This is a genomic window from Lacrimispora sp. (assembly GCF_046972725.1).
GTDB lineage: Bacteria > Bacillota > Clostridia > Lachnospirales > Lachnospiraceae > Lacrimispora.
Map to the genome: position 1 here is coordinate 92,492 of NZ_JBKVXF010000003.1, position 15,080 is coordinate 107,571.

The window sequence follows — 15,080 nt, forward strand, 5'->3', positions numbered from 1 at the left end:
TATATAAATAGACATAATAAAAAGTTTTTAGGAAAAGTATAAAAGGAGGGTAAGCATGAAATATTTGACTAAGCTGCAGGAACTGAAAAAAGATGATGTCAAAACCGGAGGCGGAAAGGCATCTAACCTGGGAGAACTTTTAAGAGGAGGATTTCGGGTTCCAGGAGGATTCTGTGTAAATAGTGACGGATTCTGGCAGTTTATGAAGTACAACAATATAATAAATGAAATTGACAGGGTTGTGAATGCGGCTAAAGATGATAAAACAACGGAGTTAAGCCAACAGATAGAAGCTTTGAAAAATGCAATAATAACTGGAAGCTATCCCGGGGATTTAAGAGCTGAAATAGAGAGTCTGTACAACGAATTGCCTGAAGGAAAGAAAGTGGCGGTTCGTTCCTCTGCAACAGCTGAAGATCTTAAGGAAGCAAGTTTTGCAGGACAGCAGGAGACCTATCTGGGAGTTTGTGGAATCGATGAACTTCTTAATAAGATTAAAGAATGCTTCGCTTCTCTCTACGATGCAAGAGCGGTTTTATACCGTCAAAAAATGGGATTCAATAGTACGGATGTCGCACTTGCTGTTATTGTTCAGGAGATGATTAATAGTGATGTTTCCGGTGTAAGCTTCACTGAGAATCCCGTAAGAAGAAATTCCGATGAAATAATGATAAATGCTTCATACGGACTTGGAGAGAGTATTGTATCAGGACAGGTAAATCCAGATATATTTATCTATAGTAAAAGCAAGAATGAAATAGTAATGAAAACACTGGGTTCTAAGCAGATATCCATATATATGAATGCGCACAATGGGACAGATACTATTGAGACAGCCGAGGAAAAAAGAAAGAGATATTCTCTGACGGATGAGCAGATCATAGAGCTTTCAGATGTTTCAAAAAAAATCGAAGACATGTACAAAATGCCCATGGATATTGAATGGGCATATGAGAACGGAAAACTTTACATACTTCAGGCAAGAGCAGTTACCACGCTTAATGTAAGAGAGGAAACACATTTGAAGCCTCAGGCAGAGGTAGCAGAGCAGGCAGCAAATAATGATAAACAGAAAAAAGCCATCAGAATGCAAATGAATAATCTTATAGAGCATTGTCCGATAACTCCATATCCTTTAGATTTTGGACCGCTTATGACAGTAATGAATGCGAAACAAATTATTTTAAATGACTTTGGTATCGTACAAGATGATGTGATTCTTATGGATGATAATGGGCTGATAACAACAAATGTCAAAAAACCAAAATATAAGTTATCAGTAGTAAAAATTCCGTTTCAAGTAAAAGGATTCCTTGATTATGACTTAAATATTGCCGAAAGTAAAAAGTCATTGGATATTGCAAAAAATGAACTCGCTGGAATTGATCCTTATAAGGTTCCCGAAGAGAGCATTCAAAAGACAATTGCAAAGCTTCTTGACATAGCAAAGAACCTTTCCTATTCTAGATTTCGATATGCGATCTTCCCATATATACTGCAAGCTGAATTTATGGAAAAAGCACTTCATAAAGTTGATCCAAAACTTAGCAATTACGATCTCATGTGCGGTCTTTCCTATAAGACCAGGGATATGAATACTGGGCTTGCAAAGCTCACAAGGCTGATTAAAGATGATTCAAATCTTAAAGAAATATTTAATAAGGGAATGGCAACTAAAGATTTTGAATCCTGTCTACAGGAGATGAAAATAGCATCAGAGGCGTTTAGCGTCGAAATAAATACATTCCTAAATGATTTCGGCTGGAAGTCGGATAACAGCTATGTTGCATTTAGTACAACCTCCTGGAATGAAAATAAAGCCTCATTATTTTCGCTTTTGAATGTATATGTAAAAGCCGAATCTTCCATAGAATCGGACGAAACGAAATATATTTCAATTATAAGGGATATTGATAGCAAACTTTCGGTAAAAGAGGCTGCGAAACTTAAAACCAAGATAGAAAATAATCGCAGATATCATGTTCTGCGAGAAGAAAGTTTATATTTGTTGGAAACCTGTTATGGATACAGTAGAATCCTTCTCAGAAGGTTAATGGACGGAAGCTTTAAGGGGCTTTTAAGCTATAAAGATGCACTGTATCTTACGGAAAAAGAAATATGTACTTTAAATCCGAATCAGATAAATTCAATGGCAGATAAAATTGCACTTAGAAAAGTAAACAGGAAAAAGAATCAGATCATGTGGGAAAATCTGGAAGCTCACAGAGAAGATCATACCGTTACAGTATTAAACGGAGTTTCAGGTAACTCAGGAAAAGTAACAGGTAAGGTAAGGATTATACAGTCAATTCTTGAATTTGATAAGCTTCAAGAAGGGGAAATTCTTGTATGCCGCTATACAGACCCGGAGTGGACGCCTCTCTTTTTAATAGCATCGGCAGTTGTTTCAGATACAGGTGGTCCGCTTTCTCACAGCGCAATCGTTGCGAGAGAATTTGGTATTCCGGCTGTACTCGCAACTGGAGATGCCACAAAACGTCTATATGACGGTATTCTTGTTGAAGTAGATGGAGATAAGGGGGTAGTCAATGTCTTGCGTTAAAAAAATTATATTTTTTCCTCATGCGGGAGGGCTTGCATATTCGTATTTTAAGCTTGCGCGTAAAGTAGAAGAAAATACGGGGATATCAACGTCTGTCTATGAATATGCGGGAAGGGGAGAAAGACAAAAGGAAGCGGCATTTATTGATTTTAAAGCAGCAATCGAAAGTATACATCAAGATATATATAAGAATTTCCCGGCAGATAATTATATTTTTTTCGGGCATAGTATGGGGAGCTATATTGCTTTAGAAGTGGCTAAATACATGATGAATGAAGGTAAAAATGTAAATGCACTCTTTGTATCCGGACTCACATCGCCAAATTTCAAGAAGATAGATGTCAATAAAATGAATGATGAAAATATTATGCGTTATTTAAAGGTTCTTAATAAAAATCGCGGAGAAATAGTAGAAAAGGAATCCTTGAAAAAGATGTATATGAATATAATAAAAAATGACTTTCTTCTAATTAATTCGTACATTGAATGTCACAAACAGACTAAGCCATTTAAAAAATTAATTGTGTTGTATGGATTGGAGGATCCTTTGATTAAAGAGGAAAAATTGGAAGAATGGACAAAATTAGAGAATGAGCATTTTGACATAGCTACTTATGCTGGGAATCATTTTTATATTTTTGGTAAAGAAGAAGAATTGGGAAAGGATATCTGCGGTTGGATATAGAAGTATGATTTATTATTGTAATGAAATAAATGAGTTACCGGATGATTTGTTCGATAGTCTGCTTCATTATTTGCCACAGGAGCGGCAAATGAAGATAATAAAAATGAAAAAAAAAGAACATCAACGGCAGTCACTTGTAGCATACTGGCTTCTTGTCTATGCACTGCACAAAATAAGTGGTTCACTTATACGTGTGCAGTTTGAATACACAAAATATCACAGACCTATTTTAAAGGATATAAAATTAAAATTCAGCTTTACACATTCGGGTAATTTTGTTGCCTGCGCTATATCTGAAAATGAAATAGGTATCGATGCTCAAAAAGTCACGGAATGTACGGAAGGTATGGCCAAGCTAGTGCTTGGCTGCCTTGAGATAAACGAATGGAAGCGTTTAACAAATAAAAATGATAAAGATGAGTATTTTACGGCGGCCTGGACCAAAAAGGAAAGTGTTCTTAAATATAAGTCGCTAGGATTACAGGGTAATCTAAAGGAATTGGAACTAGGAGGGAAAACAGGTATCTTGTCAGATCAAAGAACAGGTCTTTTTATTGAAACTAAAAGGCAGAGTGACTTATTTCTCTCCATTTGTAGTGAAAAATCATATCATGTATTTAATAAGGTTTGTATGACAGATATAGAAAAGATTATAAAATTAATGGAGGGGGCAGGGTGAAAATTTTTTTATGTCCTTTTGCTGGAGGTACGAAAGCCAGCTACAATATATTGTTAAAATACTGGAATAATATAGAATCAATGACCTGTGATTATAAAGGAAGAGATGGAAAAACCCAATGCAAAGATTTTAAGACTATGGTAAAAGACTGCCTGAATCAATGTTATAAATTTATAGAAGATGAAAAATATGTGATTTTTGGGCACAGTATGGGTGCCTATGTAGCGTATGAGGTGGCATATCAGATGCAGTATATTTACGACAATCCTCCAGTTAAGGTATTCATTTCTGGAGAACCCTCCCCAAAACCGGAGTTTTGTATAGAAGAATTTAATACAGACGAAGCCCTGATGGAATACTTACATTTTATGGGAGGAACAGATAATCGTCTTTTAAGTGATGCCGGATTTCTTGAAACACTGCTTGCCAGGCTGAGGAGCGATTTTCACCTTATGAACTCCTATGATTCAAGGAAAAAAGTCATGAAGATTGAGACAGATATGATTTGGATGTATGGAAAAAAAGATAAAAGTTTCGAGTCAAAAACAGTAGAACAGTGGTCAAACAAGATAACCGGAACATTTAAAAAGGAACTGTTTAACGGAGGGCATTTTTATTTTTATGATGATCCCAAGAGAACAGCTGACTTTATAGAGAAAAATTTATACCTTCAGTAATAAAGAGGAGTGATAAGATGAATAAGGGTATATACTGGGCACCCAGTTATAACTGGAAGAAAGAAAAAGATAAATTGATCGTAAATGGAACGACATTTTCTCTGGAAGTAGCAGAGCTCTTTCCAGAACTCTATGAATTATGCGTGAATGGAACTACATATGAAAAGCTTACGATAATATTAACCCAAACTAATCCTATGTTTTTAAAAAGAGTTTTAAAGGATCTGGAAGATCTAGGGGCACTGGTTTCTGAAATACAATCACCTGTGGATATATTTCAAGGACAAGCAGCTATATTCTGTCAGGGTGAAAAAAAAGATGAGCAATTTTTTATGAATAAAGAAAATGTTGAAAAATATCGTTTTGAGCAGAGCTTCAGAATTACGGAACACTCGAAGGAAGGAATAATTAAACTAAAAAAGGCTGAGCTCAATCCAATTTATAAGACGAGAAAAAGCATGCGAAATTTTGATATGACTGAAATAGATATGGATACCTTCAGTTGTTGTCTTGAAATATTATGTCCGCTTAATAAAAAAGGTAAAGAAAATCAAATACCGGCACAGTATGTCTACCCGAGCGCTGGTGGACTTTATCCATTGGATTTTTATCTTCTTGTAAAAGCGGGAAGAGTTGAAAATATACCTCAGGGTTTATATCGATTTGATCCTGTGGAAAGGAAACTTTATACGATAAATAGCAAGATACTACTTGATAGAGGATTCCAGTTTGCAGTTAATAAAGATACTTATGAGTCCTCTGCATTCTCAATTTATATCTTTTTTAACGCCGCTGTTTCAATGCCCAAATATCAGGATATGGCATATTATTATTCAATACTTGATGCAGGATTTGCATCTGCATATCTTGAGATGCAGACATATGAACTGGGGCTGGGTGCATGTTCCATTGGAGACATGAGGTTTTCAAAAATATCGGAGTATTTTGAACTTGAACCGTACCAGAAGTATCTTCATACGATAGAAATCGGAAAATTAATGTGAGCCGGAATAATTCAGGCTTAAGTTGTTATCTGAGTTTTATAATGTGAAAAGATATAAGCGATTAGATTTTATTCAGTATGATTTTGATGATAAAAATATGGTTATTGATTTTATTAAGAATAATTGTACTTACCTTGAGAGTGACAAAATTTGGTTAGGCTACAATATATTGGACAAAAATTTTAAGGTCATGTAAAATAGAAAGTAGAAATGGAGTTACTGCCATGATCGAAAGAAAAAGTCCCGTTCCTATACAGATGACTTTAAGCAACAGTTAATTCAGTTGTATTAAAATGGATAAAGAAAATTTGATATCTGCCGTGAACATGATATCGCTACCTCACTTTTTGATAATTGTCTTAAGAAGTCTGCCACCTCTGGTTCTTTCTACGGGAAAAATAATCGTTCCACAGAATAGCAGGAATTAATTGAACTACGTAAACGTAATAAACAATTGAAGATGAAGAACGACATTTTACACCAAGGGTGGCAGCGCTGATTTTTAGGACGAAAGTAGATGTGATTAAGGCAAATGCTCACAAATTCTCTGTATCAACAATGTGTAAAGTCCTATACATCCCTAGAAGTTTCTATTATTATGAAGCAACGCAGAAACGGCCATAAGTTCGCCTGACAGTTGAAATCAGAGAGAAATTACAGTATTGGTGGAATGGTAATTAAGTACGGTTCAACAACACCACTAAGTGATTATGTGAAACAACTTAATCAAACAAATTGTGTTTTATCTTTTAAAGAAGTCGGTAATTATGAAATTTGGTTTCGAGTCAGTGATACAAAGAACACATGGTCAGACTGGACTATTCTTACAGTTAATGTAGAATCTCCTTCTATAGCCGAGGTAAAGATAAATGGCATATATGAACCGACAAGCACCTCAGCTTGGTGAGTAGATAATTTCCAAGCACTTAATACAAATGTAGATGCAAGCCAAGGTGGAGCAGATTATTTATTTGAACATTTTGGTTCTCATAACTTCCCATCTTCTTTACCTGATAAAATTGTAGATGGAGTAAATTTTGAAGTTTCAGGACAATTACTATCACCTTCGGGAGCCCCAATAACTAATGCAAGCGTTAATATTAATATGCCACTAACATTAGGCCGAGGAATAAACGAAACTATACTAACAGATAGTAATGGTTATTTTTCATACAAACCAACTTAAGCCCAATTTTGGTATGATACAGGATACTTAATTGATGGAAATTATGACCACAGAGCTGTAGGTGATTATTCAGGTCTATATACTCAATATATCCGTTTTTCTTCTACAGAAACAAACTACCTTTACCCAACAAGAGTAGTTGTTACAGCAGGAGGAAAAACCTACTCAGAAGAGATTACCTTTTCAGTTGGTTACACCAAAGTTCCAATAGTAGGTAATTTGATGTACCTTGAAGGTAATTGGTATTATAAATAATGAGAAAGGTAAATATGGCATTATGAATATATCAAATCAATATAATATTTTTCAGCAGATAAATAAAAAAAATACGTTTCATAAAAAAATTGGTTTAGAAAATCCACTAAACAACTTACTTAACAAGGTTGCAGATAAGTCCATTAGAAAACAAGAAAATGCTTCAGATCGTGTAGTCCAATTAAATACGGAAAAATTAAACAGAGATACGTATTCAAAAATTGAAACTTCTGAATCTTTGAAAAAATTACCCTCGGAACTACTTTATTATTATGCAGGAAGTCTTAAGTTTCTTTCTGCGCTATCCCATGATCATGAAAAGGAGTTGGGTTCTTTTAAAGAAAAACTTCAGTCTTTTGATAATAAACTTCAAACATATTACGCTATCCAAAATGGGACTGAGGATATACCAGATGGTTTTACTATGGATGAAATTAATAATTTATTAATTCAAACGCAACAAGAGCGCGATAAATATTTTGAAGATGGAATAAAAAAAATAAACAAATGGGACATATATAAGAGTGACTTTTTTAATCGTACAATGAATAACGTATTTGGGGAAAATAAATATATTAAATCAGACGCTAATTGGGAAGTTAATTCCAAAGCATCTAATATTTATGCTGAAATTGATAAAGTTATTAATTCAACAAATGGATTAACACAAACTCTTAATGAAGGAATTAGTCGGATATATAATATACTTGAAAAAAGAGGGTACAGTATTGAGGAATATAAACTTGATCAAACATTATCCTCTAAGAACATTATTCAAAATCCTGACACAGAGTCTACCAATTTTGAGTTTTTATTATCATCACTAAAAAATAAAGCTTACCTTAAATACCTGAAATAATCTCATAATGCAAAAGTCCCAATGTTTTTACGTATAAAAAGACATCTTCCAATATTACCGGTTTTAATTCAAATGAGTTTGTATGTTATTAAGTAACTGCATTACACAAAAGTGACTTACAAAAGTCACTTTTGTGCGTTTAATATTGGTCTATCAACATATGCTCCAGAATGTACATTTTATTTATTCCTATTGAAGTAAGCATGAGAGCAGAACAACATTCTATTATTACTTTAATATCAGTAAAATTTCCCGAACCAAAAAACAGTTTTAAAGCGTTTAAGCAACCAAATGGAAGTTGCCAACTTCAGGGAATTAGTCTGCATGGAAGCCCCTGACCATGAGGTGTAAAGAATATAAAATTTTTAGCCCCTGATCATAACTTGATTATTTTATATACTTTCTTGAAATGCAAGATTATGAACAAAACAGTCAAATATAAAGAGGCAATTACTAACTATCAGAATGAGACTGGTAATTTCTATATAAAAAAGTCAATATGATTAATTCATAAAACTGAGATCAAATAAAACTAAAAAATATCAAAAACCCGCCAATCCTTTAAAAGAACTGACGGGCAATAATTAATAATGATTTGCTTCTGCAATTGCTCTCGTTGGGTGGACAGTGCCCCAGGGGTGATGGGGAGGTGCATAAATGGAGAATAATTTTAGAGGAATCTCACCAATGTTTATTATATTATGCCAGATTCCAGAAGGGATAAAAATTGCGCTGTTAGCAAAGACAGGCTGTTGAAAATACAAACAATCCTTTTGGTTTCCCATTTGAACAACCCCGTGACCGGATTCAATATACAAAAACTGGTCGTCATCCGGATGAATCTCTAATCCTATTTCATCACCGGCCGGGATGCTCATTAAAGTAAGTTGTAAATGGTCACCTGTCCATAAGGCTGTGCGAAAAGTGTCATTATTCATGGCGGCTTTACTAATATCGATAGTAAACGGATTTGGCCCGTAATCGGTTGCCGGTAAGGGCCGAGATCTAAAGTGGCTGCTATCCATGCTGTTTAAAGAATCGTTATTGTAATTAAACATGTTTCCTCTAAGAAATATAAATTTTATAAATTATATGAAAAACGTTAAAAAATATGTTTAAATATAAGCCTGAATTTAAAATTAAGAGCAAAAGGTGGATTTTGAAACCTAAAAAGATGTAATGCAGTTTGCAGCCTGGACACACGCAGAGCTTGTAAGAATTTACCCAATTGAAGATAACAAGGGCAGAATATAATATCCCGGCCAAATATGAACTATCAACTGTTGGCTCATGTTTTTTACCCATATCTATTGCAAGGGAAAAACGTCAAAAGTACCTTAACGTGCTGGAAGCATATGCCGTAGAGCAGGATATTAAACCATTTTCACATATGATTGTCTCCCTTAAGAACAGCTTAATTATTATCTTAGGATGTCAATGCCACACGAACAAACACAGCAATAACTATAAAGTGGAAAGGTAACCATCGATAAATGAGGTTCTTCCCTTTAACGGTTTAACATTATATAACTGCATGTTTTTACTTATTACTGACATTTTTCTATTTAAAAATTACAAGGAGTATTCTCATGCAAAAAAACAATTCTAAAAGTTTATCAAAAAAAATCCAAATACAGGAATTCCTTGATAGGTTTGTCCCCCCGGTGGTCAAGTGTAAAGCAGAGCATTTTATCTGCGGCAACACATACCCTGAATCTGGGTGCCTCGTGAGCCTCCAGACGCCACCCATGAACCGGTTATCCGCCTCACCCCGCCATCCTGATATTACTGCAGCAAACGTGCAGCGGTGAATTACTATAGACCAGCACATATAAAATCCCTCCAAACTTTAAAAGCTTGGAAGGATGTATTAAATAAACAGATATTCAGAACGCCCCTCCAAGTACCATTTATTAAAACAGCAGAAATCTCTCCTGATTTGTTATTGCGTTTGTATTTCTGCTGCAAGTTCAAGTATCACGGTTGAATCATGAAATTAACTGCGGATATTTTTTATTATATCCAATCTTTATGAACAAAGGATCGTATGCCGCATATAAGATAGATGATAAATGTGAGCATGAGAATCAATATAAATGAAGTCAGCTCCACTTGTGGGGAAAGATTTATTCCTTGTGGGAACATGGCGTAATACGGAGTAGTAAATGGAAGCCATGCCCCGAGTGAAGCAGGAAGCCCAGTCAGAACAATATTAGGAATTACAGATGAAAAACAAAGCAACAGTGCAATGCCGAAAGAGTGGAAGCGGGTCGCCAGCCAAATCTGCAACATGGCAAGAGGAAAGCAGGCCAACCATCCGCCAGCAATTTTCTGCAATATCGGTTTCCACGCAATCATACCTTCTACATGAATAATATGTCCTGTAATTAAATATTCTGCCAGAAAAAGGATTTGCATGAAGGCAATTAACATAGCTAAAGTCAAAAACTTTGATAGGAGTATTTTCCAACGCGGGTAAGGCAATGTAAGTAATTGCTTCCATGCTCCGTTTTTGTGTTCATAAAAGCATAGGAACGAAGCGAAAATTCCTGTGAAAAGCGGTAAAAAAAACATCCCGTGAAAAGATACTGCCTGAAAATAGAGCGTTGTCCAATTATAGGGGAAGTAGTAGGACAAAGATTTTGTATTTCCGGATGCAAGACCCCATGTGACAATACCTTCCAATAGAATCATAACAAGAACCACGGGCCATTTTATTTTTTGAAATTCTGAATGAAGTAATCGATACATCTTTCTTTCTCCTATTTTATCTCTAAAGTTCGGAACCACAGCGCACCTGCAGCAAGTAAAGCCAAACCTGATCCTATACCGAGTACAATCCATGTTACATATCCTTCGATAAACGGGCTTGCCATAGAAGGATAGGACCAAGGAAGAATATATAATACATTTTGGGTAATTCGGGGCAAAAAAAGGCTGGATATTGCTCCGGTCACACCCACTCCCAGAGGAATCGTTTGATTTGAAAAATAAAGGGAAATAAACAGTTGAATGGAGAGCACAGGAAAAGAAGCCGCCAAACAGCCGAAGGTTTGTTTTACCAGAACTGCAAACGGTAACAGTTCATCTGTATATAAAATCCATACCATGCAGAATCCGCCTATAATCAATGCGCTGCATCCAATCATCAAAATGATTACCCAAACTGCTTTGATGAAGTAAAAAGCTACCCGGTCAACCGGTGTTGCAAAAAGGAATTTAAGACCTTGTGCCTGATGCTCCGTTTCAGATACCATACTGCAGAGCAAGGAGATTGTGAGCAGCATGGTAAACGACAGAAACATATATATGATATTGAAACCAGCATAAATTCCTGCTTCTCCCTGCCGAAAGTACAAATACCACTCCATACAAGTGAATAGAATTAACACTATGGCACTAAAAACAGGGACAATATAACAAATCTTTCGAGTCTTATGAAGTTCCACAGATAATAGCCTTTTTATCATAAGCTGCCATCCCTTCCTGTTAAGGTCAGGAAAATGTCTTCAAAAGAAGCAGTTAATTCCTGCATGTGCTGTATGGAGAAAGGTTGAAGAATATTAAAAATTCTTGACTGATCCATTTTCTCTGTTAAAGATATCAGCAATTTCCCATCCTGTAAAACGACATCTGCACCGGCAGAAGACAATGCGCGGAAGGCCTCTTGTTGATTTTCAGTTTCTATTAAAAGCTTTGTGCGTCTTTTATTTTCCAGTTCCTTTATGCTGTTCTGAAAAATCAGCTTCCCGTTTTGGATGATGCCTATTTCCTCTGCAACTGATTGAATCTCACTCAAGATATGGCTGGATAAAAAAATGGTAATTCCCTGCTCGTGACAAAGCGATAACATTAAATTGCGGATTTCCTGAATTCCGGCCGGATCAAGGCCGTTAATCGGTTCGTCCAGAATCAGAAGTTTTGGCCTGCGAATTAATGCTTGAGCAATACCAAGACGCTGTTTCATACCAAGAGAGTAGTCTTTTACCGTTTTCTTCGCATAGGGAGCCAACCGTACAATGTCAAGAACCTGATCGATATCCTTCTCAGGCAAATCCATAAGTTTACAGATGATTTTAAGATTTTTATATGCTGATAGATGTCCGTAGTAAGAGGGACCTTCCACCAGAGAACCTACATTTCTTAAAATTTTTTCGCGTTCGTGCTGCAGAGATTTTCCCATAATCTGGACAGAGCCCTCATCTGCACGAATTAAGCTGAGAAGCATCCGGATTGTTGTAGTCTTTCCTGCACCGTTTGCACCCAGAAAACCATAGATTTTTCCTTCTGGTACCCGCAAATCAATATGATCTACGGAAACATGTTTACCGAACCGTCGTGTCAGTCCATTGGTTTCAATGATATATTCAGACATAGCAAATCCTCCTGTATTTTCTTTATAACAGGAGTATACACGACTCTTCTAACAGCCCGGTAAACAAAAGTAAAATATAGATAAAATCGTACAGACAGGTCAAACAGGCAAGACAATAAAAATAGAACTGCCTTGTCCTGTGACACTCTCTACGTAAATTGATCCATGATGCAGCTCAATAAATTTTTTTGCAATAGACATGCCAAGGCCAGACCCCCCTGTTGGGCGGTCTGTCGACGTTCCGCGGTAATAGGTTTCAAAAAGGTTTCGTTTTGTTTCATCATTCATTCCATTTCCATTATCCTCAATTTTTATCAAAATCTTCTGTGGCTGCTTTTGAACGGACACCGTAATTTCTGTTCCGGGAGGATTATGCACAATTCCGTTGATAAGAACATTCTGTAATGCTCTCTGTATTAAACCGGTATCTAGAACCATAGGCAAGCGGTCTATATTTGTTTCAAAAGAGAATCCATAATTATAAAATTGTTTGGAATTTGCTATATCTAATACGCATTTACGTATAAATGCAATCACGTCCGTTTCCGTTTTATGAACAGCAATTTTGCCATCCTTGGATTGAAAGGAAAGATTCAGATCATCAATCAAATCTTTGATATATTTTGACTTTTCCTCAATTTTCTTTCCAAAATCAAGCACCTCTGCTTCTGTCCATTTGTATTCCTGAGATGAAATCATAGAGGCATACCCTTGAATATAGGTCAATGGAGTCTTTAGGTCATGTGTAATTCCAGCAAGCCAGTCCTGTCTGCTTTTTTCCAGTGCAGCCCGGTCGGCTTCACTTTGCTTTAACTGGTTACTTAAACTTTGCATTTGTTCCAAAAGTTCTTTGTATAGAAACTGCGAACCTCTGCTTGGAAAAACTTTTCTCCCTTGATCATACATAGCGGGTTCCTGAAAAACCCCCTGCGATAATGACTGAATCCAATGAATAACATATAATATGGGGCGCAATACAAAGATAAAAAAGATACTGGCAGCAAGTACTGCTGAAAGAAAAACAGCTGTGAGATGCATAATTTCTTCACTTGCAAGACTTGTCAGGGAAAATAGTCCCCGAAATACACGAAAACTGAATAGATATACGGCCAGAGGCGTAATCATGAGCAGAAGGACTTTCCCAGCTGTCTTAACTGCATGTTTCATATTACGTCGTCTCCTTTTTGTGAGGAATAAATTTATAGCCCAATCCTCGAATGTTGTGAATATATTTTACTTTATCTGCTTCCGGCTCTATTTTTTTACGTATCCTGGAAATATGCATAACCACTGTTTTTTCCTCCCCAAGATTTATCTGCCCCCATACATTTTCATATAATTGTGCCGTCGTAAAGATTCTGTTTGGATGCTCTGCGAAATAAAGCAGCAGGGTATATTCAAGTGCAGTAAGCTCCAAGACCTCTCCGTTTTGTTTGACCTCGCAGGAATCCTTGTTGATGCTAAAATCCTCAAACTCCAAAAGGTTGACTTGTCCTGTTTGGGCGTACATATGCTGATGCTTCAGCTGTACTTTTATTCGTGCGGCTACCTCCATTGGATTAAAAGGCTTCGTAATATAATCATCACCTCCCATAGCAAAGCCTGTAAGCTTGTCGTAATCTGATGTTTTGGCTGTTAAAAATAGTACCGGGACATCTGTTTTTTTACGCAGCTCCATACAAAATTCCAGTCCATTGACGTCTGGAAGCATGATATCTAATACGATGAGTATGGGATCAAATTCCAGAATCATCTGTGAGGCTTCCTTTCCTGACTGTGCCTTTTTGATATTGTGGAATCCCTCTTTCTTCAAAACAATTTCCAACATATCTAAAATTCCTGTTTCGTCATCTATCAAAAGAATACATTTTTCCATTTTCCTTCTCCTCATTTAAATCAATAAGATTTTTTCTTCCCATCCGCAGGCTTTTTTTGCATCCTTGGGAATTGCCCATGCTTGACCAAAGCGAACCGATCCATCAGTTCTGTTTCTTCGCATGGAAATCCACCATTTATCAGAAGCCTGCTGCACAGATAAAAAATCAAGTATTTATATTCCTCCATAAAAATCTATATTTTTTAGTGTATACGCGGCAACGAATAAAATCAAGCTGGTAAATCTTAACTTTATCCCGTCAACTGGCCTTTGCCGGTGGCAATGGTGTTTTTCTTTTATATTTTTGGTGTGTATGCGGCGGAGGGATGGTATAATTTGGTTATATTAGGAATTGATGGGAGAGCAAAAACATGAATCACTCTGTTGTAAAGAAGGACAATGTTTTTTTGCGTCCGGCAAAAGCGACTGATTATCCGCTTATAGAAACATGGCTTCATAAGGAATATATAAAAAAGTGGTATGGTGAACCGGAAGAATGGATGGAGGAGATGCGCAATGACAGTGGTGCGTTTGGTTGGCTCAATCATTACATTGTCATGTATGAGAGCGTTCCCATTGGATTTTGCCAATATTATGATTGCGCTAAGACACCGGAGGGCTTTGAATGGGCAAAGGAACCCCAAGGTACGTTTGCAATAGACTACCTGATCGGAGAAGAACAGTTTTTAAAAAAAGGTATCGGCAGTGTTATCATTCAGAACTTGTGTCAACTGATCCGTACGCAGGAAAATCCTGTGCAGTTTGTAGCTGACCCTGTTCCTGAAAATACCGATTCAATTAAACTGCTTGAGAAAAACGGCTTTGTATTAGACAAGATTACAGGTTTATATAAAAAGTCCTCGAAAGAGTGAACCATACCGCTTTAGTGTTATATAAGTACGCCCTTTCTACAGAAGTTGA

Annotated in this window: 13 protein-coding genes; 7 read left to right on the forward strand and 6 right to left on the reverse strand. The window is 36.3% G+C overall.

Translation table 11 applies throughout. The features are described from left to right. The first annotated feature begins 55 nt into the window (after positions 1-55). The 6 genes from ACLTWA_RS12855 (at position 56) to ACLTWA_RS12880 (ending at position 7,908) form a co-directional block, all read left to right on the forward strand. Positions 56-2,563 (forward strand): PEP/pyruvate-binding domain-containing protein, encoded by a 2,508-nt coding sequence (locus tag ACLTWA_RS12855; RefSeq protein ID WP_412328265.1) that lies wholly within the window; start codon positions 56-58, stop codon positions 2,561-2,563. After that, entirely contained in the window at positions 2,550-3,248 is a 699-nt protein-coding gene (locus ACLTWA_RS12860; RefSeq protein WP_412328266.1) for a thioesterase II family protein, read from the forward strand. The genes ACLTWA_RS12855 and ACLTWA_RS12860 overlap by 14 nt, the downstream gene beginning before the upstream one ends. Before the next feature lie 4 nt (positions 3,249-3,252). After that, positions 3,253-3,927: a 4'-phosphopantetheinyl transferase family protein gene (locus tag ACLTWA_RS12865; protein WP_412328267.1), complete on the forward strand. Its 675-nt coding sequence runs from the start codon at positions 3,253-3,255 to the stop codon at positions 3,925-3,927. Beyond that, complete coding sequence (locus ACLTWA_RS12870; RefSeq protein ID WP_412328268.1) at positions 3,924-4,604, forward strand: thioesterase II family protein; 681 nt, start codon at positions 3,924-3,926, stop codon at positions 4,602-4,604. Before ACLTWA_RS12865 ends, ACLTWA_RS12870 begins: the two co-directional genes overlap by 4 nt. A 17-nt stretch (positions 4,605-4,621) precedes the next feature. Further along, positions 4,622-5,608, forward strand: a complete 987-nt coding sequence (locus ACLTWA_RS12875; protein WP_412328269.1) for a SagB/ThcOx family dehydrogenase — start codon at positions 4,622-4,624, stop codon at positions 5,606-5,608. 1,415 nt (positions 5,609-7,023) lie between these two features. After that, entirely contained in the window at positions 7,024-7,908 is an 885-nt protein-coding gene (locus ACLTWA_RS12880; RefSeq protein ID WP_412328270.1) for a hypothetical protein, read from the forward strand. Positions 7,909-8,492: 584 nt separating this feature from the next. Here ACLTWA_RS12880 and ACLTWA_RS12885 read toward each other — a convergent pair. From ACLTWA_RS12885 to ACLTWA_RS12910, 6 genes are all read right to left on the reverse strand, one after another. Next, positions 8,493-8,966 (reverse strand): cupin domain-containing protein, encoded by a 474-nt coding sequence (locus ACLTWA_RS12885; RefSeq protein ID WP_412328272.1) that lies wholly within the window; start codon positions 8,964-8,966, stop codon positions 8,493-8,495. Positions 8,967-9,924: 958 nt separating this feature from the next. Further along, positions 9,925-10,659, reverse strand: coding sequence for an ABC transporter permease (locus tag ACLTWA_RS12890; RefSeq protein WP_412328274.1), 735 nt, complete (start codon positions 10,657-10,659; stop codon positions 9,925-9,927). An 11-nt stretch (positions 10,660-10,670) separates the two neighbouring features. Then, complete coding sequence (locus tag ACLTWA_RS12895) at positions 10,671-11,378, reverse strand: ABC transporter permease (RefSeq protein WP_412328275.1); 708 nt, start codon at positions 11,376-11,378, stop codon at positions 10,671-10,673. Next, positions 11,375-12,283 (reverse strand): ABC transporter ATP-binding protein, encoded by a 909-nt coding sequence (locus ACLTWA_RS12900; protein ID WP_412328276.1) that lies wholly within the window; start codon positions 12,281-12,283, stop codon positions 11,375-11,377. Before ACLTWA_RS12900 ends, ACLTWA_RS12895 begins: the two co-directional genes overlap by 4 nt. 99 nt (positions 12,284-12,382) lie before the next feature. Next, the gene (locus ACLTWA_RS12905) at positions 12,383-13,408 is read right to left on the reverse strand and encodes a sensor histidine kinase (protein WP_412328278.1); all 1,026 of its coding nucleotides are present in this window, start codon (positions 13,406-13,408) and stop codon (positions 12,383-12,385) included. A 43-nt stretch (positions 13,409-13,451) separates the two neighbouring features. Then, positions 13,452-14,159, reverse strand: coding sequence for a response regulator transcription factor (locus tag ACLTWA_RS12910; RefSeq protein ID WP_412328280.1), 708 nt, complete (start codon positions 14,157-14,159; stop codon positions 13,452-13,454). Positions 14,160-14,530: 371 nt separating this feature from the next. Here ACLTWA_RS12910 and ACLTWA_RS12915 point away from each other — a divergent pair, with 371 nt between their 5' ends. Further along, the gene (locus ACLTWA_RS12915) at positions 14,531-15,031 is read left to right on the forward strand and encodes a GNAT family N-acetyltransferase (RefSeq protein ID WP_412328281.1); all 501 of its coding nucleotides are present in this window, start codon (positions 14,531-14,533) and stop codon (positions 15,029-15,031) included. The last annotated feature ends 49 nt before the right edge of the window (positions 15,032-15,080 follow it).

What these genes read in the sequence shown, in the direction of transcription:
- ACLTWA_RS12855 (WP_412328265.1), top strand. Translation starts at nt 56, where the DNA reads ATGAAATATTTGACTAAGCTGCAGGAACTGAAAAAAGATGATGTCAAA.
- ACLTWA_RS12860 (WP_412328266.1), top strand. Translation starts at nt 2,550, where the DNA reads ATGTCTTGCGTTAAAAAAATTATATTTTTTCCTCATGCGGGAGGGCTT.
- ACLTWA_RS12865 (WP_412328267.1), top strand. Translation starts at nt 3,253, where the DNA reads ATGATTTATTATTGTAATGAAATAAATGAGTTACCGGATGATTTGTTC.
- ACLTWA_RS12875 (WP_412328269.1), top strand. Translation starts at nt 4,622, where the DNA reads ATGAATAAGGGTATATACTGGGCACCCAGTTATAACTGGAAGAAAGAA.
- ACLTWA_RS12885 (WP_412328272.1), bottom strand. Translation starts at nt 8,966, where the DNA reads ATGTTTAATTACAATAACGATTCTTTAAACAGCATGGATAGCAGCCAC.
- ACLTWA_RS12890 (WP_412328274.1), bottom strand. Translation starts at nt 10,659, where the DNA reads ATGTATCGATTACTTCATTCAGAATTTCAAAAAATAAAATGGCCCGTG.
- ACLTWA_RS12895 (WP_412328275.1), bottom strand. Translation starts at nt 11,378, where the DNA reads ATGATAAAAAGGCTATTATCTGTGGAACTTCATAAGACTCGAAAGATT.
- ACLTWA_RS12900 (WP_412328276.1), bottom strand. Translation starts at nt 12,283, where the DNA reads ATGTCTGAATATATCATTGAAACCAATGGACTGACACGACGGTTCGGT.
- ACLTWA_RS12905 (WP_412328278.1), bottom strand. Translation starts at nt 13,408, where the DNA reads ATGATTACGCCTCTGGCCGTATATCTATTCAGTTTTCGTGTATTTCGG.
- ACLTWA_RS12910 (WP_412328280.1), bottom strand. Translation starts at nt 14,159, where the DNA reads ATGGAAAAATGTATTCTTTTGATAGATGACGAAACAGGAATTTTAGAT.
- ACLTWA_RS12915 (WP_412328281.1), top strand. Translation starts at nt 14,531, where the DNA reads ATGAATCACTCTGTTGTAAAGAAGGACAATGTTTTTTTGCGTCCGGCA.